This window comes from Sulfitobacter sp. SH22, from assembly GCF_965641905.1.
Classification (GTDB): Bacteria; Pseudomonadota; Alphaproteobacteria; order Rhodobacterales; family Rhodobacteraceae; genus Sulfitobacter.
In genome coordinates this window covers 1,225,052-1,242,333 of record NZ_OZ282573.1, presented here as the reverse complement: position 1 = coordinate 1,242,333, position 17,282 = coordinate 1,225,052, and the positions used below count along the sequence as shown (strand labels likewise).

The 17,282-nt window shown below is 58.6% G+C and carries 23 protein-coding genes; 12 read left to right on the top strand and 11 right to left on the bottom strand.

Translation table 11 applies throughout. From position 1 onward, the window contains the following. The first annotated feature begins 57 nt into the window (after nt 1–57). Complete coding sequence (locus tag ACSQ13_RS08110; protein WP_176249271.1) at nt 58–267, top strand: DUF1858 domain-containing protein; 210 nt, start codon at nt 58–60, stop codon at nt 265–267. Here the strand turns inward: ACSQ13_RS08110 and ACSQ13_RS08105 are convergent, their stop codons facing one another. Continuing rightward, nucleotides 268–957 carry a Crp/Fnr family transcriptional regulator gene (locus ACSQ13_RS08105; RefSeq protein WP_176249270.1) on the bottom strand — a complete coding sequence of 230 codons (690 nt, stop codon included), beginning with the start codon at nt 955–957 and terminating at the stop codon, nt 268–270. A gap of 167 nt (nt 958–1,124) precedes the next feature. Between ACSQ13_RS08105 and ACSQ13_RS08100 the strand changes: the two genes are divergently transcribed. From ACSQ13_RS08100 to ACSQ13_RS08090, 3 genes are read left to right on the top strand one after another with little or no spacing between them, the layout of a single operon-like run. After that, the gene (locus tag ACSQ13_RS08100) at nt 1,125–1,556 is read left to right on the top strand and encodes a pseudoazurin (protein ID WP_176249269.1); all 432 of its coding nucleotides are present in this window, start codon (nt 1,125–1,127) and stop codon (nt 1,554–1,556) included. Between the two features lie 56 nt (nt 1,557–1,612). Then, entirely contained in the window at nt 1,613–2,830 is a 1,218-nt protein-coding gene (nirK, locus tag ACSQ13_RS08095; protein WP_295512230.1) for a copper-containing nitrite reductase, read from the top strand. Nucleotides 2,831–2,850: 20 nt separating this feature from the next. Continuing rightward, entirely contained in the window at nt 2,851–3,588 is a 738-nt protein-coding gene (locus tag ACSQ13_RS08090; RefSeq protein WP_176249267.1) for a formylglycine-generating enzyme family protein, read from the top strand. 22 nt (nt 3,589–3,610) lie between these two features. Here the strand turns inward: ACSQ13_RS08090 and ACSQ13_RS08085 are convergent, their stop codons facing one another. Further along, nucleotides 3,611–4,018: a group III truncated hemoglobin gene (locus ACSQ13_RS08085; RefSeq protein ID WP_295512233.1), complete on the bottom strand. Its 408-nt coding sequence runs from the start codon at nt 4,016–4,018 to the stop codon at nt 3,611–3,613. After that, nucleotides 4,015–4,170, bottom strand: coding sequence for a hypothetical protein (locus ACSQ13_RS08080; protein WP_176249265.1), 156 nt, complete (start codon nt 4,168–4,170; stop codon nt 4,015–4,017). The genes ACSQ13_RS08085 and ACSQ13_RS08080 overlap by 4 nt, the downstream gene beginning before the upstream one ends. An 81-nt stretch (nt 4,171–4,251) precedes the next feature. Between ACSQ13_RS08080 and ACSQ13_RS08075 the strand changes: the two genes are divergently transcribed. After that, complete coding sequence (locus tag ACSQ13_RS08075; RefSeq protein ID WP_176249264.1) at nt 4,252–4,680, top strand: RrF2 family transcriptional regulator; 429 nt, start codon at nt 4,252–4,254, stop codon at nt 4,678–4,680. Nucleotides 4,681–4,741: 61 nt separating this feature from the next. Here ACSQ13_RS08075 and ACSQ13_RS08070 read toward each other — a convergent pair whose 3' ends face one another. The 4 genes from ACSQ13_RS08070 to ACSQ13_RS08055 all read right to left on the bottom strand — a co-directional run bounded on the left by ACSQ13_RS08070 (nt 4,742) and on the right by ACSQ13_RS08055 (nt 9,204). After that, nucleotides 4,742–5,815 (bottom strand): SMP-30/gluconolactonase/LRE family protein, encoded by a 1,074-nt coding sequence (locus ACSQ13_RS08070; protein WP_295512234.1) that lies wholly within the window; start codon nt 5,813–5,815, stop codon nt 4,742–4,744. A 172-nt stretch (nt 5,816–5,987) separates the two neighbouring features. After that, nucleotides 5,988–7,493 (bottom strand): tripartite tricarboxylate transporter permease, encoded by a 1,506-nt coding sequence (locus tag ACSQ13_RS08065; protein WP_295512236.1) that lies wholly within the window; start codon nt 7,491–7,493, stop codon nt 5,988–5,990. After that, nucleotides 7,493–8,068, bottom strand: coding sequence for a tripartite tricarboxylate transporter TctB family protein (locus ACSQ13_RS08060; RefSeq protein WP_295512238.1), 576 nt, complete (start codon nt 8,066–8,068; stop codon nt 7,493–7,495). The genes ACSQ13_RS08065 and ACSQ13_RS08060 overlap by 1 nt, the downstream gene beginning before the upstream one ends. A 137-nt stretch (nt 8,069–8,205) precedes the next feature. Continuing rightward, the gene (locus ACSQ13_RS08055) at nt 8,206–9,204 is read right to left on the bottom strand and encodes a Bug family tripartite tricarboxylate transporter substrate binding protein (protein ID WP_176249260.1); all 999 of its coding nucleotides are present in this window, start codon (nt 9,202–9,204) and stop codon (nt 8,206–8,208) included. Nucleotides 9,205–9,366: 162 nt separating this feature from the next. Here ACSQ13_RS08055 and ACSQ13_RS08050 point away from each other — a divergent pair, with 162 nt between their 5' ends. Continuing rightward, a complete protein-coding gene (locus ACSQ13_RS08050) occupies nt 9,367–10,056 on the top strand; it encodes a TetR family transcriptional regulator (RefSeq protein WP_176249259.1) in 690 nt (229 codons plus the stop codon). Between the two features lie 46 nt (nt 10,057–10,102). Here the strand turns inward: ACSQ13_RS08050 and ACSQ13_RS08045 are convergent, their stop codons facing one another. Further along, nucleotides 10,103–10,453: a hypothetical protein gene (locus tag ACSQ13_RS08045; protein WP_295512240.1), complete on the bottom strand. Its 351-nt coding sequence runs from the start codon at nt 10,451–10,453 to the stop codon at nt 10,103–10,105. Nucleotides 10,454–10,708: 255 nt separating this feature from the next. Between ACSQ13_RS08045 and panB the strand changes: the two genes are divergently transcribed. Both panB and panC read left to right on the top strand, forming a co-directional pair. Further along, nucleotides 10,709–11,536, top strand: coding sequence for a 3-methyl-2-oxobutanoate hydroxymethyltransferase (panB, locus tag ACSQ13_RS08040; protein WP_176249257.1), 828 nt, complete (start codon nt 10,709–10,711; stop codon nt 11,534–11,536). Next, nucleotides 11,533–12,378, top strand: coding sequence for a pantoate--beta-alanine ligase (gene panC, locus ACSQ13_RS08035; RefSeq protein WP_176249256.1), 846 nt, complete (start codon nt 11,533–11,535; stop codon nt 12,376–12,378). The genes panB and panC overlap by 4 nt, the downstream gene beginning before the upstream one ends. Nucleotides 12,379–12,413: 35 nt before the next feature. Here panC and ACSQ13_RS08030 read toward each other — a convergent pair whose 3' ends face one another. Continuing rightward, the gene (locus tag ACSQ13_RS08030) at nt 12,414–12,650 is read right to left on the bottom strand and encodes a hypothetical protein (RefSeq protein ID WP_176249255.1); all 237 of its coding nucleotides are present in this window, start codon (nt 12,648–12,650) and stop codon (nt 12,414–12,416) included. 7 nt (nt 12,651–12,657) lie between these two features. Between ACSQ13_RS08030 and ACSQ13_RS08025 the strand changes: the two genes are divergently transcribed. The 4 genes from ACSQ13_RS08025 (at nt 12,658) to ACSQ13_RS08010 (ending at nt 15,951) form a co-directional block, all read left to right on the top strand. Further along, nucleotides 12,658–12,861, top strand: coding sequence for a hypothetical protein (locus ACSQ13_RS08025; RefSeq protein WP_295512243.1), 204 nt, complete (start codon nt 12,658–12,660; stop codon nt 12,859–12,861). Nucleotides 12,862–13,000: 139 nt separating this feature from the next. Further along, nucleotides 13,001–13,987: a formate dehydrogenase subunit gamma gene (locus ACSQ13_RS08020; RefSeq protein ID WP_295512245.1), complete on the top strand. Its 987-nt coding sequence runs from the start codon at nt 13,001–13,003 to the stop codon at nt 13,985–13,987. Next, a complete protein-coding gene (locus ACSQ13_RS08015; protein ID WP_295512246.1) occupies nt 13,974–14,624 on the top strand; it encodes a hypothetical protein in 651 nt (216 codons plus the stop codon). Before ACSQ13_RS08020 ends, ACSQ13_RS08015 begins: the two co-directional genes overlap by 14 nt. Before the next feature lie 10 nt (nt 14,625–14,634). Further along, a complete protein-coding gene (locus ACSQ13_RS08010) occupies nt 14,635–15,951 on the top strand; it encodes a (Fe-S)-binding protein (protein WP_295512248.1) in 1,317 nt (438 codons plus the stop codon). 69 nt (nt 15,952–16,020) lie between these two features. Here the strand turns inward: ACSQ13_RS08010 and ACSQ13_RS08005 are convergent, their stop codons facing one another. Together ACSQ13_RS08005 and ACSQ13_RS08000 are read right to left on the bottom strand one after the other, a co-directional pair. Continuing rightward, on the bottom strand, nt 16,021–16,266 hold the full coding sequence (locus ACSQ13_RS08005; protein WP_176249251.1) for a thioredoxin family protein: 246 nt from the start codon (nt 16,264–16,266) through the stop codon (nt 16,021–16,023). Between the two features lie 13 nt (nt 16,267–16,279). Beyond that, nucleotides 16,280–17,278, bottom strand: coding sequence for a permease (locus tag ACSQ13_RS08000; protein ID WP_176249250.1), 999 nt, complete (start codon nt 17,276–17,278; stop codon nt 16,280–16,282). Nucleotides 17,279–17,282: the final 4 nt, after the last annotated feature.

Here is a 17,282-nt window from a genome sequence, read left to right as displayed (position 1 = left end):
AACGTTTGGAATGATTAAAGAGGTTAGGCTGGCAATAGGAGAGGAGGGGCAAGCGCTATGAAACAGCAAAGCTTAGACGATCCTGATCTGTCGCTGGACAAGTTGATGTCGCTTTGGCCACAGACCATCGGAGTTTTCCTGCGCTACAAGATGCTGTGCATCGGCTGTATGGTCAGTTCGTTTCACACGGTCATAGACGCCTGCATTGCCTATGATCTGGATGAACTGGCCTTTCGTGCAGAATTGCACGCTGCGGTTGGTCTGTAGCTATGCGCCGCCCAACGCCACAAGGCGGTGCGGGTCGCATACGACGATCTTTTTGCGTTTGCTGCTGACCAGACCGTCTTTTTCCCATGCGCTCAACAGCCGGCTGACGGTGTGCAAGGTGGTGCCTGTCATCTCTGACACATCCTGCCGCGTGATGGGAAAGCTGATTTCGATGCCTTCTGCGGTTTGCTTGCCCGACTGGTTCACCAGCCGCAACAGCGCACGTGCGACGCGCTGTTCGACGTGCTGTGTCGACATTTCGATGATGCGGTTGTTCATCTCGGCAACGCGGTCACCGATCGTTTTGTAGGTTTCAGTGCCAAATCCCGGATAATCCGCCACAAACGGTTCCCACAGCGATACCGGCCAGCACAGCGTCAACAGTTCCGACGCGGCAATGGCGGTGGCGGGGTAGGCGTCGCGCCTGAAGGCGGGGGCAATGCCAAACAACTGCCCCGCGGGGATGTGCAAGGCCGTGACCTGTTCGCCGTCCGGTGTGGTTTTGACCACGCGGATTGTCCCGTCCAGCAACAGATAGAAACTGCGCGCCGGTGCGCCTTCGTCGAACACCGCAGCGCCCGCGTCAAAGCGGCGGCTGGTGGCGCGGTCCAGAATGGATCTGATCTGCGGCCGGTCCAGCATGGAAAACGGCGGCAGCGGCGATAGCAGGCTTTCGTCTAATCTGTGCACATTGATGTCCCGATACCGCGATGCTTTGTGTTTAAAGGCAACCGGCTTGAATTGCCAGCATTCAAGAAATTTCCCCCGTCCGATCAGAAGTTTGATCTTGCGCAACGTTCGCGCCCTGCGGGGCCGCTACGCTGGTGCCAACACTGAACCATTTGAGAGGAAATGAAATGTTTCGCAAAGCACTGACAACCGCCGCCATCATCGTCGCCCTTGGCGGTATGGCCTCGGCCGAGACCTTTGAGGTCAAGATGCTGAACAAGGGTGACGGGGGCCGGATGATATTCGAGCCCGCCGCCCTGCGCATCGCTGCTGGCGACACGGTCAAGTTTCTGGCCACCGACAAGGGTCACAATGCCGAAAGTATCGACGACATGATGCCCGAAGGCGCTGCCAGCTTTGTGGGCAAGATCAACGAAGAGATCGAAGTGACCCTGACCGAGCCGGGCTTTTACGGCGTAAAGTGTAAGCCGCATTACGCCATGGGCATGGTGATGGTCATCGCCGTTGGTGATGACGCCGCCGCCCCCGACAGCTTTCTGGAAGGGCGCTTGCCCAAGAAAGCCAAACAGAAATTTGAGGAGGCCCTCGGCGGTCTCTGAAATCCCAACTGCGGGACCGGAATGGCCCTGCGATCCTAATGAAAGGAACTCATGTCATGAAAAAGTTTATCAACCCAGGCCTTATGAAAACCAACCGTCGCAACGTTTTGCGCGGCTCTGTCCTTGCGGGTGCTGCGGCGCTGACCGGGGCCGGCGCAATGGCGCGTACCCGCGCGCCAAAGCTTGATATCGCCAACGCGACTTCGGCAAAACTGTACAAGGCAGCAGCGCAGCAAACCGCTGACAGCACTGCAAAACCTGCGGACCTGTCGGGCTATACCCGCGTCAAGCAAGAGCTGGTCGCCCCCCCCTATGCGCCTGTCCATGAACAGGTCGCGACCGGTAGGCCCAAAATCGTCGAAGTCACCCTCGAAACCACCGAACGTCTGATGGTCGTGGACGAGGATACAGGCGCGTCGGTCTGGGCGCTGACCTACAACGGTTCGGTCCCCGGCCCGCTGATCATCGTCCATGAGGGCGACATGGTCGAGCTGACATTGCGCAACCCTGCCGACAGCGTGATGGAGCATAACATCGACTTTCACGCCTCGACCGGTGCCTTGGGCGGCGGTGGTTTGACCCACGTGTTCCCCGGCGAAGAAACCGTGCTGCGCTGGAAGGCGACCAAGCCGGGCTGCTTTACCTATCACTGTGCCCCCGGTGGCGCGATGATCCCGTATCACGTGACCCACGGCATGAACGGCGCGGTCATGGTGCTGCCGCGTGACGGTCTGAAAGACGGTGATGGCAACCTGCTGACCTATGACAAGATCGCCTATATCGGTGAACAGGATTACTATCTGCCCAAAGACGCGGATGGCGAATATATGACCTATGAAGCTGCGGGCGACGACTATTCCGACAGCATCGAAGCGATGCGGACCCTGACCCCGACCCACTGTGTCTTTAACGGGGCTGTGGGCGCGATCACCGGCGAAAATGCGATGAAGTTCAACGTCGGTGAAACCGTGTTGATGATCCATAATCAGGCCAACCGCGACAGCCGTCCGCACCTGATCGGCGGGCATGGCAACTATGTCTGGGAAACTTCGTTCAGCGATGCGCCTTTGACCGGTCTTGAGACCTGGTTCGTGCGGGGCGGTACTGCGATGGCGGCGATGTACACCTTTGAGCAGCCCGGCGTTTACGCCTATGTGAACCACAACCTGATCGAGGCCGCTTTGCTGGGCGCAACCGCGCATTTCGTGGTCGAGGGCGAGTGGGACAATTCGCTGATGGAGCAGGTGGTAGCACCGCATGAATTCGCGACCTGAACCCTTTGAGGGATAAAAAAATGACCAATGCACTGTCCAAAAAGAGCCTGTTGATCCTGCTCGGGGGTGTTGCCTTGGTCGCTTTGGCGATCGGGGCCGTGCAGGTAATGCGCGGCCCCGATCCCGCATTTGCCCCTGATCGTCTCAGCGCAAAAGTGGTCTTGCGCAGCGGGCAGACCTTGCGCGTGCAAACCCGCGAAGTCACCGTGGAGCAGTGGCAGGCGTGCCATGAGGCAGGGCACTGTACCTTGGATATGAAACGCAAGACGTCCGCCGCAGATTACCCCGCAACGGGCCTGAGCTATCCTGATGCGATGGAATATTTACGCTGGATAAATGCCAGCAGTGACACGGTGTGGCGCTTGCCCACCGCCACCGAATGGACCGAGCTTGCCGAAGACGTGATGCCCCGAAAGCCCGACCCGATCTTTACCGACCCGTCCCTGACCTGGGCTTCGGCCTATTTGACGAAAGCCGATACAACCGGCCGCGCCTTGCGTCCCAGCGGTGCGTTTAGCACGACAGCGGCGGGCATTGAGGATATGGATGGCAATGTATGGGAATGGACCCAAGACTGCTATGCCGGTGCCAGCGGGCAGGGCGGCAAGACCGACCCATCACGCTGCCCCGCCTATGTCATGGGAGGAGAACACGAAGCCGTCATGTCATACCTTGTCCGTGACCCTGCCAGAGGCGGCTGCGCGGTTGGCGCACCCCCTGCACATTTGGGGATGCGGCTGGTGTCGGACGTGGGCTAGCGGGCAACGCGCAACGCCTGACCTAAAACGCGCCTAGATCAGGCACCGATTGTTTCCCACAAGACGAAGGAAGACCGTAGCTGAGCCCGCGTCCGATGCGATGGGCCAGTGTCGACCATGCCTGGGCAAGGGGCTGGGGGAGTTCTTGTTCAAGCACCGCATCGAACAGCGCAAGCCAGATCGCAAAGTGGTCGCTTTTGACGTTGCCCGCAGCGGCGTGAACCTGCATCGGGTTGCCGTTGTAACACCGCTCCAGCAAAAGCGCGTTGCGCCAGAACAGCGTGATCTTTGTCTCGTGCGGGGGCCAGTCGGTCACATGGGCGGCAAAGACCGGCCCAAGCACGGGATGGGCGCGGACGCGGGCATAGAATTGCGCCACGACTGTCTGGATTTGGTCCACAGTGACCGGAATGCGTGGCGGGATGGTCAAACCACGAAAATCCAGACAAAAATCAGGCTGAGCACCAGATAGACAAGGGTGTTGACCATCCAGCGCAGCAATCCTGCCTCGCCCTCCGGATCGACGCCCAGTTTTTCGCAGACTTTGGTACCAGGCCACAGGAAAGCTTCGGAAAGTGTCATGGGGTGTCCCTTTAATCAGTATTTCTGATGCGTATTATCTACCGCTTTTAATTGCGCAGTTCAAATGCTAAATATAGCGCCATGCAACTGGACAAATTCACCGACTTCGCCTTGCGGATATTGATCACATTGGCCGTCCGGGCACCTGCGCGGGTGCCGACATCACAGATCGCCTTGCTGTACGACTTGTCCGAACATCACCTGTCCAAGGTCGCAACGCAGCTGGTTGCCGAAGGATTCGCGATCTCCGAACGGGGGCGCAATGGCGGGCTGACCCTTGGGCGCAGCGCCGATCTGATCAGCATTGGTGCTGTGGTGCGGGCGATGAAGCGTAATGATCCGGTGGTTGAATGTTTCGGAACCAATAAATCCTGCCTAATCCTGCCAGCCTGCGGATTGCGCGGCCCGCTTGCCCAGGCGCAAGAGGCGTTCTTTGCCACGCTTGACAGCTATACACTGGCCGATGTGGTGCAGCCGCGCAGCGCGCTTGCCGCACTGCTTGAGGTGTGAACGCTGCGATAGCTGGACGGTTAAAGGGTGGAATGACGGGCAGGGCATCCCGCCAAATGCGTCAATTGCCCAGCACACCCAAACGCGGTTCGGTCAGGGATGTCACTGCAATACGCCCGTCTGGCAGGGTGACGGCCCCGGTCGTTAGCGCGTAATTTCCTGCCGGATCCTGAAGCGTTTCGATCACGCGGCCCTCGGCATCCATGCGCAGGATAAAGCCATAGCGCGTCGGCGCGGGTTTCATCGCATCGGGCAGGCGCATGATGACGCGCCGCAGGGGGGGATTGCCCGACAGCTTGTCCATGATGGCATTGCGCGGACTGACAAGGCCCACCCAGAATGTGCCATCCGGCGCGTTATTGATGTTGTCTGGAAAGCCCGGCAGGTTGTCCAAAACCACCTGTCCGGGGCCGCCATTTATGGGAAAGCGCCAGACGCGATAGGCACCTGTTTCGACCACAAACACGGCTTTGCTTGCCTCGTCCACAGCGACACCATTGGCGAAATTCAATCCGTCTGCGAAAACCGTCGTCTTGCCAGTGGCAGGGTCGAATTTCAGGATACGCCCATTGGCAGAGTGTTCAACAAGATCGAGGACCGACGCCGCCAACGTGCCGCCATTTGCTTCGGCACCGAACCGGGTCGAGGCATCTGAAAAATAGACGGCCCCGTCTGCGGCGATATCAAGGTCGTCGGCATACAGGACCGGGCGGCCATCCTCGGCTTGGTTGGTCAGCAAGCTGACCTGACCCGCGCGGTCAACGGCCAGCAATCCGCGATAGGCATCGGCCACATAGAGCGTGCCATCCGCGGCAAATTCGATCCCGAGGGGGCGGCCGTTCGTCTGGGCGAAGGATGTGACCGCACCGTCGTTTTCGATGCGCAAGATCTCTCCGTCATGGGTGGCGACATAGATCAGGCCATCTGGCCCGATATCGGCGTCTTCAGGGCCGGTGCGCCCGTCCAGCCCGATCAGATCAAGCGCAGTCAGGCGGTCATTGGCGGCAAAATCGCCGGTATATCCCGCATTTTCAGGCGCCTCCCAAGCGGCGGGACGCACGGCTACTGGCCACAAGGCGAGGTAGGCCAGCAAACCGACGATCACCAGTCCAAAAAACCAAAGGATGTTTCTCACGTCCATGTCTCCTTGTGTGCGACAGCGCTGCGTTGATCACAAGGTTGCCGATATGCCCGCGCAGATCAAGCGCCGCATTGCCAAGAGCAGGCAGGCCGAACCGGTGTTACCGGCCATCAGGCCGAAAACTTTGCGCGGTGTGAGACTGGAAACGACGGTCCGGACGCTGGGCTCAGGATGTCTTTGCGAAGACGCGTTTATTGATTGCCGTCCAAAGCGGTGTCTGGCTGACGAAAATCAGGATCACCGCGACAAACAGCACACAAGACAGCGGGCTGGTGAATACGCCGTGGAAAAACCGGCCCAGATCCTCGCGCTCAGAGATGATTGCCCGGCGCCAGTTGTCATCCAGCAGACGCGACAGGATCACGCCAAGAATCACCGGACCAAGAGGGTAGCCGTAATGGCGCATGAAATACCCGAAGACGCCAAAGCCAAGCATCCAGTAAACATCGGTGATGGAGTTGTTAACCGCATAGGCCCCGACAATCGACAACAGCAGGATCAGCGGAATAATAACGGAGCGCGGCATCTCGACGATCTTGGTGAAGATCTTGATACCTGTCAGGCCAAAGATCAGCATAAAGATGTTCGCGGTGAACAATGCGCCGATAATAAACCAGAACATATCGGGCTGATCAATCATCAGCATCGGGCCGGGGTTCAAACCGTGGATGAACAGGGCACCGATCATGATCGCAGTCATCGCATCGCCGGGAATACCAAGCGTCATCATCGGGATGAATGCGCCACCGACAGCTGCGTTATTGGCTGTTTCGGGGGCCACCAGCCCTTCCATCGCGCCCTTGCCGAAAGGTATCTTGGGGTTCTTGGTGACCCGTTTTGCATGGTCATAGGCCATCAGCGCGGCGATATCGCCGCCGGTTCCGGGTAAAGCGCCGATAATGACCCCGATGGTCGAGGTTTGCAGCGACAGCGGCAGATAGGTCTTGATGGTGCTGAAAGACGGGACGATCTTGTCGATCTTCTGGCGCACGGCCTTCATGCCGACGTTTTGCAACTGTATCAGCGCCTCGGACACACCGAACATGCCGATCATAACGGCGATGAATGAAATCCCGCCTTCCATGATCTGGAAATCAAAGGTGAACCGCTCGGTGAAGGTCAGCGGGTCGCGCCCGACGGCACCGATGGCGATGCCAAGCGCACCGGCAAAGATGCCTTTCACCATGGAGCCGCTGGACAGCGAGCCGACCAGAAGAATGCCCAAAACCGCCAGCAGCATATAGTCGCGCGGCTGGAACGTCAGGGCAAATTCGGACACGAACGGGGCGGCAAGGGCCAAGACTAAGATGCCAATCAGACCGCCAAAGAATGACATGACCGTGGTCACGCCAATGGCTTGCCCCGCTTCGCCGCGTTGCGCCATGGGATAGCCGTCCATCGCCGTTGCAATGGCCGATGGTGCGCCGGGGATGTTCAGCAAGATCGCAGTGCGCGACCCGCCATAGACGCCGCCCATGTAAATGCCGACCATCAGCGAAATCGCGGGGTAAACGTCCCATGAAAAGGTAAAGGAAATCAGGATGGATACGGCCATGGTGACCGAAAGGCCGGGGATGGCACCAATATAGATGCCCGCAAAAGTGCCTATGCCGACAAGGGCAAGCAGTTCAGGTTGCGTGAAAACCGTGAGAATGGCGAGAAACGTTTCCATCAGAAGGCACCTTTTGAGATAAGGGTTCGGAAAAACTGGATAAATTCAGCCTCGGGCAGAATGCCAGCGGGCAAGAGCACGGTGAAAACCACGCGAAAGACGATCCAGATCACGACCAGCGACCCCAGCGAGACCGCCAGCGTGTAGCCCCAGCCCCGTTTCGCAAGCACCTTGATCGCGACGATCAGAAACAGGGCAGCGGTGAGGACGAAACCCAAGGGCTGCAAAGCCAGACCAAACACAATCAGGAAACCGATAAACACGATCACCGTTACGGGCAGGATATCTTTTGAGAGTGTCTCGGTGGTGACGCGCTGCAAGCGGGCCGTGCGCAAGGCCACGATACCGGCCGAAACGGCCATCACCAGCGTTGTCGCCATTGGAATAGCGCCCGGCGCTGACAGGGCTCCGAACCCGGAAATCCCGTAGGCGCTGTACAGCAAGAACAAGCTGGCCAGCGTCAGGAACAGGGCAAAGGCCAATTCCCCGGGCCGGCGCTTTTCACGGTATCCGCCCGGCGTTGCGTCGGATGTTCCGTCGTGGTGATCTATGTCACCTCTAAATTCTGGATCCATGATCCTCTCCTCCCTGAGATTTTGTCCGGTCTTCTCCCACCCGAACGCCTAGCGCCGCCCGGCATTTAAAGGCGCGGGCGGTGCCAGGTTTGTGGCAGGCCCGAAGGCCAGCCATCCGGTTTTGTCGGGATCACGCCTTAGGGACGGGCGATGCCGAACTCTTCTGGGGATGCTTTGGCCAGACCTGCGTCCTGCAGCAGCCATGCGGTGCCTTGCTGCCATTTCGACAGAAAGTCGTTCGCCTCGGCCCCGCTGATGCCCATCATGGTAAAGCCACGGTCGTCCATCAGCTTTACGAAATCAGGATGTGCGGCACCTTCGGCATAGGCTGCGCTGAGCTTTGCAACAACATCATCAGGTGTGCTTTTGGGCGTGAAGACGCCAAAAAACGGACCCCAGGGCAGATATTTGCTGTAGCCTTCATTGGCCGACGTCACCAGCGGCACGTCAGGCAGCTTTGCATTCTGTGCGACATCGAAAATCGCGATCGGCTTCATTGCGCCGGCACGGATGCTTTCGATCGAAGCGCCCAAAACCGCAGGCATCACATCAATCGCACCCCCTTGCAGGGCGGTAAGGGCAGGGCCGTCACCATCATAAGGTACGGAAATCACGTCCATTTCACCTTCGACCGTGTTCATCATGGCCGTGATCACCGACGGCAAGCCGCCCGGTCCTGTGGCACCCATCTTGAGCTCACCTGGATGTGCGCGGATGTACGCCATCATGCCCGCGTAATCATCAAAAGGCGCGTCGTTATTGGCCACCAGAATTGGCGTGCCGCGTGCCAGAATATTGATCGGGGTGAATTCGCTGTAATCTTTGTCGCCAAGGCCCATGATCTTGTAGAGCATCGGGTTTTCAGCCCCCATCAGCAGCGTGTAGCCGTCTGCTTTGGAATCTGCGACATAGTTCAACGCGATCGCACCGACAGCGCCGGTCATGTTCTGCATGACAACTGTCCCACCAAGTGCTGCTTCGGCATGTGGTGTCACGGACCGCATCACGGTGTCGGTCGACCCGCCTGCACCCCATTGGATGATTCCCTGGATTTCTTTTGTTGGGTATTCTTGAGCCGTCGCAACGGACGCGCTCAGTCCGAAGGCGACGAGTGCGCCAATCAGTTTACGAGACATTTCTATCCTCCCTTGGTGTTTTTTCTCGACGATTCGCTCCCCGCACCGCCGATTACAGCTTCACTTATGTACCTTCAGGTTAATTTGTCAAATAAAATGTACCACCGAGTTAATTCTGTGCTACTCCACTCTCAGGGTCACAAGATTTCGAGGGCAATTGAAATGGATAAAGAAACGGTAAAGGCGGATCCGAAGCGGAAAACCACCTGGAAGAAAGACCCCGCCGCCGTCAAAGAAAACATCCTCACAATCGCCACAGAGGAATTTGCCGCACGGGGGCTTTCGGGGGCGAATATCAACGAAATCGCGCAGAAGACGGCGACCTCAAAGCGCATGATCTACTATTATTTCGGGGACAAGGAAGGTCTTTACCAGCATGTTCTGGAACGGGTCTATTCCTCCTTGCGCGACACCGAGAAAACATTGGATGTTGAAGGGCTTGACCCTGTTGCGGCCCTGCGCCGGCTGACCGAAGCGACCTTTGATTCACATGTGAACAACCCGCAGTTCATCCGCCTTGTGATGATCGAAAACATCCATAACGCAGAGTATGTGAAGCGGTCCGAGATCATTCCTAAGCTGAACAAGGCTATCATCGACAAACTGACCGACATCTGTGATCGGGGCAAAGCCAGCGGTGTCTTGCGCAAGGATGCCGACCCGCTTGAACTGCACTGGATGACCAGCTCGGCAAGTTTTTACAACGTCTCCAACATGGAGACTTTCGCGTTTTCGTTTGGCAACAGTCTTTATTCAGAAAACGGCCAAAAAAGGTTGCGCAGCCGCGTTGTGGATATGGTGTTGGGGGCGGTGGTTATCGGGTATCAGCCCGGCGACCCGACGGCAGGGTAGCGGCGACGCAATTCAAACCACCCGCATCTAAAGAAAACACGCAGGATCAACCGGTTGCCTCGGCTGCGCGCCAGAATTCGACCGCTTTTTGAAACTCGGTTGCATGAAATGCCGGGGCTTCGGGGCCGGACGGGTCGCCCTGAAAGCGCCCGACGCGCTGTGCGCAGTCGAAAAATCCGGGCGCGGGCAATCCGCCACGGGCCTTGCTGATCACAAGGGCGGCGATCAGCGGTCGGTCGGCGGCGGCATCCTCAAGGATCAAGGTTTCAAGTGCGACGGTAATCTGGTGGATCGTATTTGGCGGCACCAGACCAAGGGCGCTGGCAAGGGCCTGATACGTAACAGGAAACCCGTCTTTGGCGATGGCGCACAGATGTGCCCTCAGGTGTGAAATCATATCTGCGATGCCTTTCGCGGGGCGTATGAATATCGGCAAGGCTATAGTTGCGCCAAACATAAACCACAAATGCAACGGGCGACAGATAGGCCCGCCAGGGGCACCAGCCCGGGGGTCAAAAAGGGCACGGAAAAAGGCGCTGCAGGGTTATCCTTCGCAGCGTTATTGCGAAATTTGCAGGGTCGAGGGTTGTTCGACAACAATTGACCCAATATTAGAGCCTGACTGCAATCAATCCCGGTGAGGACCGCCAAAATGAGTGCCACTGCCCAAAAGACTGCTCCGATGCCGACGGATATTCTGGCGCGAAAAGGCGGGACGCCTTTGGTCAGCCTGACCGCCTATACAACGCCGATGGCGGAACTGATGGACGGGATTTGCGACTTTGTTCTGGTGGGCGATTCAGTGGGGATGGTCCTGCATGGTTTGACGTCCACATTGGAAGTGACCATGGACATGATGATCTTGCACGGGCAGGCGGTCCGGCGTGGGTTGAAGCAATCCATGCTGGTGATCGACATGCCCTTTGGCAGCTACGAGCAATCCCCCCAGCAGGCATTTGCCAGCGCCGCGCGGTTGATGCGCGAAACCGGCGCGGGTGCCGTCAAGCTGGAAGGCGGCGAGGTTATGGCCGAAACAATCGCCTTTCTGACCAGGCGCGGCATTCCGGTGATGGCGCATATCGGGCTGACCCCGCAATCCATTCACACGTTGGGCGGCTACAAGGTGCAGGGGCGCGGCGATGCGGGTGCCCAGATGCTGGCCGATGCGAAAGCCGTGGCCGCCGCAGGTGCCTTTGCCGTCGTCCTTGAGAAAGTGCCTGAAACGCTGGCGGACCAGATCACGCGCGATGTGGCCATTCCGACCATCGGGATCGGTGCATCGGCAAAATGCGACGGGCAGATTTTGGTTGTGGACGACATGCTGGGGCTTTTCACGGCCTTCAAGGCGAAATTTGTGAAACGCTATGCCACCTTGGGCGAGGGGGCCAAACTGGCCGTGCAAGCCTATGCGGACGAGGTCCAGACGCGGGTCTTTCCCGGACCGGAGCATGTATTCTCGGATGAAAGCCCAAAGAAATGAGCCCCACAATCATTCGCACCCTGGCCGAATTGCGCGGCATTGTTGGCGGTTGGAAATCTGCCGGTGAAACCGTGGGCGTTGTGCCGACGATGGGCGCTTTGCATGCAGGCCATCTGAGCCTTGTTCGGGCGGCCAGCCAGCAATGTGACCGGGTGATTGTCACGCTGTTCATCAACCCCAAGCAATTCGACAACCCCACCGATTACGCGAACTATCCGCGTACCGAAGAGGAAGACGCGCGCAAGTTGAAGTCGTTCAAGGTGGATGTGCTTTATGTGCCGGACGGCGACCAGATGTACCCCGACGGCTTTGCCACGACAGTGTCGGTGGCGGGGCTGACCAAGGGGCTGTGCGGGGCGCATCGGGTGGGGCATTTCGATGGCATGGCAACGGTCGTCACCAAGCTGTTCACGCAAACCCAGGCAGACAAAGCGTTTTTCGGTGAAAAGGATTACCAGCAATTGCAGGTGGTGACACGGCTTGCGCGGGATCTGGATCTGCCGATCGAGGTGATCGGATGCCCGACCATCCGCGAGGAAGACGGGCTGGCGATGTCTTCGCGTAATTTGCTGCTGTCTGACCGCGCACGGACACGCGCCCCCGAACTGCATCTGGCGATGGAAGACGTCGCCGAGGGGCTGCTGGCGGGGGGCGATCTTGAAGCTTTGAAGGAAAAGGCTTTTGCGCGGCTGGAACGGGCCGGTTTCGGAGAGGTCGAATATATGGATTTGCGCGCCGCTGACGATTTGGAACTGCTGACCAAACCGGACCGCCCCGCACGGCTGTTGGCCGCGGTCTGGCTGGCCGGTGTGCGGTTGATCGACAACATCGCGGTCGGGTAGCAAGCGCTGATATCTCGCAACGGACGGGTCCGGCCTTAGGGCGTTCTGCGCACCAAGCGCCATGAATGATAGAGGGCACCCCCGAACGACAGCGCCGCCAAAAGCAGCCAGACCTCGCCCGACTGTTCCAACCGGACAATGCCGCTTGCAGCGTCAAAACAGCGGCCCAGTTCGTTAAAGCAATCTTTCCACCTGAAATAGCTGTCGTAGTACAGATAGGAAAAGAGCGCGGATGCGCCTAGAAGTAAGAGAACAGCAAGTTTCCTGATCATTGGCGACATGGCTCCGTGGTCTTGCGCATTTACCCTGCCAGCACCGGCACGCAATGACAAGTTTGACCGCCTGACCCTGTGCAACAGCGTGAACAAACGGCTGGTCGGCCAAAGCCGCGCTGCGCCGGTGAGCGCGGGGGTAGGGCCTGCGTTGGAAGTTGATCTGCGTCAAAGCCGCCCACAGGCCCGATCGCTAGTGTTCAAAGAGTGATGATGACGCAGTGAGGTTTGAACGCAATGTTGACGGCTTCAGGAAATAACGGCTGTGCGCTTGGCCTGACTGATGCAGTCATGTCGGGGTTTTCCTGATGTGTGTCGCCTTCGCAGGGCTGGTTAGAAAAGCGTCATTGATGCTGCTTGTTACAATGATGTTTCTGGTCGTCGCTGTCGAACACGGGGCGGCCCAAGGGACGGCACCGCCGTTTCCATCGCAGTCCGGCCCTGAAAATACGCTGGGAGACCAAAGCGACAGTGATATCTGGCGTGCGATCAGGCAAGGTGGGGGCGGGCTTCCCGGCAGCAGCGAGGTCACGGATGGTGTCTTGATCAATGCCGATGGGGTCTGGTGGTCGCAGTTGCGCCGCCCCGCGGGGCCGCTGGTCCGGTTTGGCAGTATCGGTATTGCAACGGTCCTGGCGGCGATCATGGTGTTTTTCGTGGCCCGTGGACGGCTGCGCATCGACGGTGGCCGGTCAGGGCGGATGGTCGCGCGGTTTTCGCTGGCGCAGCGTGTCGTGCATTGGGTCATGGCGGTGGTGTTTCTTTTGCTGGGTTTTACCGGGCTGCTGCTGCTGTTCGGCCGCGCCTTTTTGATCCCGATTGTCGGAAAAACCGCATTCAGCATCATCGCGACCGCCTCCATGCAGGCCCACAACCTGTTCGGGCCGATTTTCATCGTCTCGCTGGTCGCGCTGTTCATCACGTTTCTGCGGGGTAACAGCCCGTCGTTCAGCGACCTCAAGTGGGTTGTTCGGGGTGGCGGTATGTTTGGCGGTCATGCCAGTTCGGGCCGGTACAACGCTGGCGAAAAGGCGTGGTTCTGGACGGCGACGATTGCCGGTATCGCCTTATCGGTCTCGGGCCTTGTTCTGAGTTTTCCAGATGTTCTGGGCACACACGACCTGTTGCACCGGGCCGAGCTGTTGCATGCAATTGCGGCCTTGGTCTTTGTCGGGTTTGGCATCGGGCACATCTATCTGGGTACCATCGGCACCGAAGGCGCGATCGACGGTATGATCAGTGGCGATGTCGATGAAAACTGGGCCCGCACGCATCACGATCTTTGGCTGGACGACATGAAAGCGACGAAAGGGGGGGCCGCAGATGGGCGTGATTGAGCTTTTGGAGGGTTCGTTATGGACCCTATCGGTGTGCATCTTTGTGGTGTTCGGTCTGTGGCGTATCTTTGTGATCCTCACGGCGGGGCGGTCGCCAACCCAGGCGCGGCCTGTCGGTTCACCTCGTGGCGGTGCGGTTCGGGCGATTTTTGGCCATTTCCTGCCCAGACGGGCGTTTTTGGGGCAGGGCAGGGTCTGGTTTGTAACCATCGCGGGCTATGCCTTTCATATCGGCCTGTTTGCGCTGCTGTTTTTCGCGGCCCCGCATGTGGCGTTTTTGCGCGACCATATACTGGGGTTTGACTGGCCTGCGCTGCCCAGATGGGGCTTTATCATTGCAGCGCAATTTGCCTTTACCGGATTGCTGGCGCTTTGGGTGCGGCGGTTTGTCGATCCGGTTGTGCGGCTGATCTCACGGCCCGACGATCACATCACGACGGGGCTGACGTTTCTGGTGATGCTGACCGGATGCATGGCGTTGGGCGAACAAAGCGTCACGTTGCGGGGCATCCATCTGGGCTTTGTCGAGGCTTGGCTGATCTATTTCCCGTTTAGCAGCCTGATGCACACATTCACCTGGCCTTTGTCGCGCGGCTTTACCGGTGCTTTGGCGGGCCGTCGCGGCACCCGCATGTAGGAGACCTGCAATGACAGCCCATACCAAGCCACTGCCGCCGAAGTCCTTTGACCAGCAAGGCGACGTGCCCGATGCCGTTCGCGTGGCAAGCGCGATGGAGGGGTTCCTGTCGGAATTCGGGCCACGGGCGTCAAGCTATTTGAACGCCTGCGTGCGGTGTGGGCTTTGTGCCGAGGCCTGTCATTTCCATCTGGCAACGGGGGAAGCGAAATATACCCCCATCCACAAGATCAAACCCTTCGAGAAAGCTTACGGCCAACTGCAGGGGCCGTTCAGCTGGATCAAACGGGCATTTGGCATCGCACCGACCGTCAGCATTGCCGAGTTGCGGGAATGGGAAGAACTGATCTTTGATTCCTGCACATTATGCGGGCGCTGCACGATGGTTTGCCCGATGGGCATCGACATTGCCGAACTGGTCAAGGAAGCGCGCCACGGGATGTTTCAGGCGGGGCTGCTGCCCGACCGTCTGGCGCAGATCGCGGGGAATGCGAAAACCAAACACAGCCCCTTTGGTGCGCCTGCGGATTTTGTCGAAGCGATCCAAGCCATTGAGGCGGAGTTCTCGATCCGCTTGCCGCTGGACAAACCCAAAGCCGATTTGCTGCTGACACTGGCACCGGGCGATCTTGACGAGCATCATCAGTCGGTCGTCGGGCTTGCACGCATTCTGGACAGTCTCGGCATCGACTGGACCTTGTCTTCGGTCGCGTTCGAGGCCACGAATTTCGGGTATTTATCCGGTGATACGCAGCTTCAGGGGGAACTGACCTGCCGGCTGATCGACAAGGCCCGCGAGATCGGGGCCGCGACGATCCTGCTGCCTGAATGTGGTCATGCCTGGGGTGCGTTGCGATGGGAAGCCGCCCGTTGGTATGGTGCGCCGATCGACGATATCCGGATCATGCACACGCTCGAGCTTTTGGCGGAACGCATCCAGGCGGGCGACATCCGCCTGCGCCCCGTGGGCGAAAGCGCTACGTTCCACGACCCTTGCCAGCAAATCCGCCGCGGGGGGCTGGGCTGGGCCCCGCGCGTCGTTTTGAAAACCTTGGGGATGGAGTTACGCGAGCTTGAGAATACCCAAGAGACGTCCTTTTGCTGCGGCGGAGGGGGCGGCGTTCTGGCCAATACCCGTGCCGCACCGCTGAGTCTGCAAGCCTTCGAGATCAAGCGCAAGGAAGTCGAGGCCACCGGTGCCGCGCATTTTGTCACCAGTTGCGGGCAATGCCGTTTGCAATTTGACCGCAGTCGCAAGGAAACCGATTGGGACAAAGAGGTGGAAAGCCTGCTTGAACTGGTCGCTGCCAATATGATCACGGATTGACGGGGCCGCGTTACGAAAAAACCGCATGCTGCATTTGGCCCCGAGAGAGCTTGTCTTAGCCTACGGGTTTTACGGCAGTGAACCGCTCCACAGCCAGACACCGATGTCATCCGCGCTCAGGACCTTGCCTGCGGAAACAAGCTTGTCGTCGACAACAAGGGCCGGCGTGGACATCACGCCATAGCTGGCGATCTCGGCCATATCTGTCACCTTGGAGATTTCTGCATCACGCCCCGCCTTTGCGACGGCGGCTTTTACATTTTCCTCAAGTGCCAGACACTTTTTGCAGCCCGAGCCGAGTATTTTGATGATCATGACAATGTTCCTTTCAGATGAACCAATGTGTTATTGCGTTAAAAAGAACGCCGATGCCCAGAATGCCGCCCGTGACGACCACAAGGAACAGCGCCAATAGCGGCAGCTTTACCACCCGCTTGAGCATGATGATCGACGGGAGCGACAGCGCGGTTACGGCCATCATGAAGGCAAGCACCGTGCCAAGGCCGACGCCTTTGCCGATCAGGGCTTCTGCGATGGGCAGCGTCCCGAAGATGTCGGCGTACATGGGCACACCGATGATTGTGGCAACGGGAACCGACCACCATTTATCCTGACCCAAAAGGCCGCTGATCACGGATTCAGGCACCCAGTTATGGATGGCGGCACCGATGCCCACGCCGATCAGCACATAAAGCCAGACCCGGTGGATGATCTCTGACAGCTGGTCGCGGGCGTAGTTCAGGCGCTTTGGCCAGGTCATGGTTTCGCTCATATCGTGCACGGGTGCGGTGCGCACAAATTCGGCCACCTGATCCTCCATGCCTGCGCGTCCGATCAACGTGCCGCCGACCACCGCAACCACAAGCCCCACGAACACATAGACCAGTGCGACGGACCAGTTGAAGATCGACGCCAGCAGGATCACCGAGGCCAGATCCACCAGCGGTGACGAGATCAGGAATGAAAACGTAATTGCCAAGGGCAGCCCCGCCGCCGTAAAGCCGATGAACAGCGGGATCGACGAGCACGAGCAAAACGGCGTGATGGTGCCAAGCAGTGCGGCAAGGATATTGGCCCCGATCCCAGAACGCCCCCCTAGAATGCGGCGCGTGCGTTCGGGTGGGAAATAGCTTTGGACCAGTGAGATCGAGAAGATCAGGACCGAAAGCAGGATGAAAATCTTGATGACGTCATAGACAAAGAAATGGACCGACCCGCCGATGCGCGATGCCGGATCAAGCCCGGTGGCCGACACGGCCGCCGAGACCAGATCGGCCAGCCATTGCATCCGAAGCAGTTGGTCATTTATCCAGCCAAAGACGTTCATGCAT

Coding starts and splice junctions, on each gene's coding strand:
- ACSQ13_RS08020 (WP_295512245.1), top strand. CDS start 13,001: ATGCTGCTTGTTACAATGATGTTTCTGGTCGTCGCTGTCGAACACGGG.
- ACSQ13_RS08075 (WP_176249264.1), top strand. CDS start 4,252: ATGCAACTGGACAAATTCACCGACTTCGCCTTGCGGATATTGATCACA.
- nirK (WP_295512230.1), top strand. CDS start 1,613: ATGAAAAAGTTTATCAACCCAGGCCTTATGAAAACCAACCGTCGCAAC.
- ACSQ13_RS08060 (WP_295512238.1), bottom strand. CDS start 8,068: ATGGATCCAGAATTTAGAGGTGACATAGATCACCACGACGGAACATCC.
- panB (WP_176249257.1), top strand. CDS start 10,709: ATGAGTGCCACTGCCCAAAAGACTGCTCCGATGCCGACGGATATTCTG.
- ACSQ13_RS08080 (WP_176249265.1), bottom strand. CDS start 4,170: ATGACACTTTCCGAAGCTTTCCTGTGGCCTGGTACCAAAGTCTGCGAA.
- ACSQ13_RS08015 (WP_295512246.1), top strand. CDS start 13,974: ATGGGCGTGATTGAGCTTTTGGAGGGTTCGTTATGGACCCTATCGGTG.
- ACSQ13_RS08065 (WP_295512236.1), bottom strand. CDS start 7,493: ATGGAAACGTTTCTCGCCATTCTCACGGTTTTCACGCAACCTGAACTG.
- ACSQ13_RS08110 (WP_176249271.1), top strand. CDS start 58: ATGAAACAGCAAAGCTTAGACGATCCTGATCTGTCGCTGGACAAGTTG.
- ACSQ13_RS08090 (WP_176249267.1), top strand. CDS start 2,851: ATGACCAATGCACTGTCCAAAAAGAGCCTGTTGATCCTGCTCGGGGGT.
- ACSQ13_RS08010 (WP_295512248.1), top strand. CDS start 14,635: ATGACAGCCCATACCAAGCCACTGCCGCCGAAGTCCTTTGACCAGCAA.
- ACSQ13_RS08025 (WP_295512243.1), top strand. CDS start 12,658: ATGGCTCCGTGGTCTTGCGCATTTACCCTGCCAGCACCGGCACGCAAT.
- ACSQ13_RS08100 (WP_176249269.1), top strand. CDS start 1,125: ATGTTTCGCAAAGCACTGACAACCGCCGCCATCATCGTCGCCCTTGGC.
- panC (WP_176249256.1), top strand. CDS start 11,533: ATGAGCCCCACAATCATTCGCACCCTGGCCGAATTGCGCGGCATTGTT.
- ACSQ13_RS08055 (WP_176249260.1), bottom strand. CDS start 9,204: ATGTCTCGTAAACTGATTGGCGCACTCGTCGCCTTCGGACTGAGCGCG.
- ACSQ13_RS08045 (WP_295512240.1), bottom strand. CDS start 10,453: ATGATTTCACACCTGAGGGCACATCTGTGCGCCATCGCCAAAGACGGG.
- ACSQ13_RS08050 (WP_176249259.1), top strand. CDS start 9,367: ATGGATAAAGAAACGGTAAAGGCGGATCCGAAGCGGAAAACCACCTGG.
- ACSQ13_RS08005 (WP_176249251.1), bottom strand. CDS start 16,266: ATGATCATCAAAATACTCGGCTCGGGCTGCAAAAAGTGTCTGGCACTT.
- ACSQ13_RS08000 (WP_176249250.1), bottom strand. CDS start 17,278: ATGAACGTCTTTGGCTGGATAAATGACCAACTGCTTCGGATGCAATGG.
- ACSQ13_RS08030 (WP_176249255.1), bottom strand. CDS start 12,650: ATGATCAGGAAACTTGCTGTTCTCTTACTTCTAGGCGCATCCGCGCTC.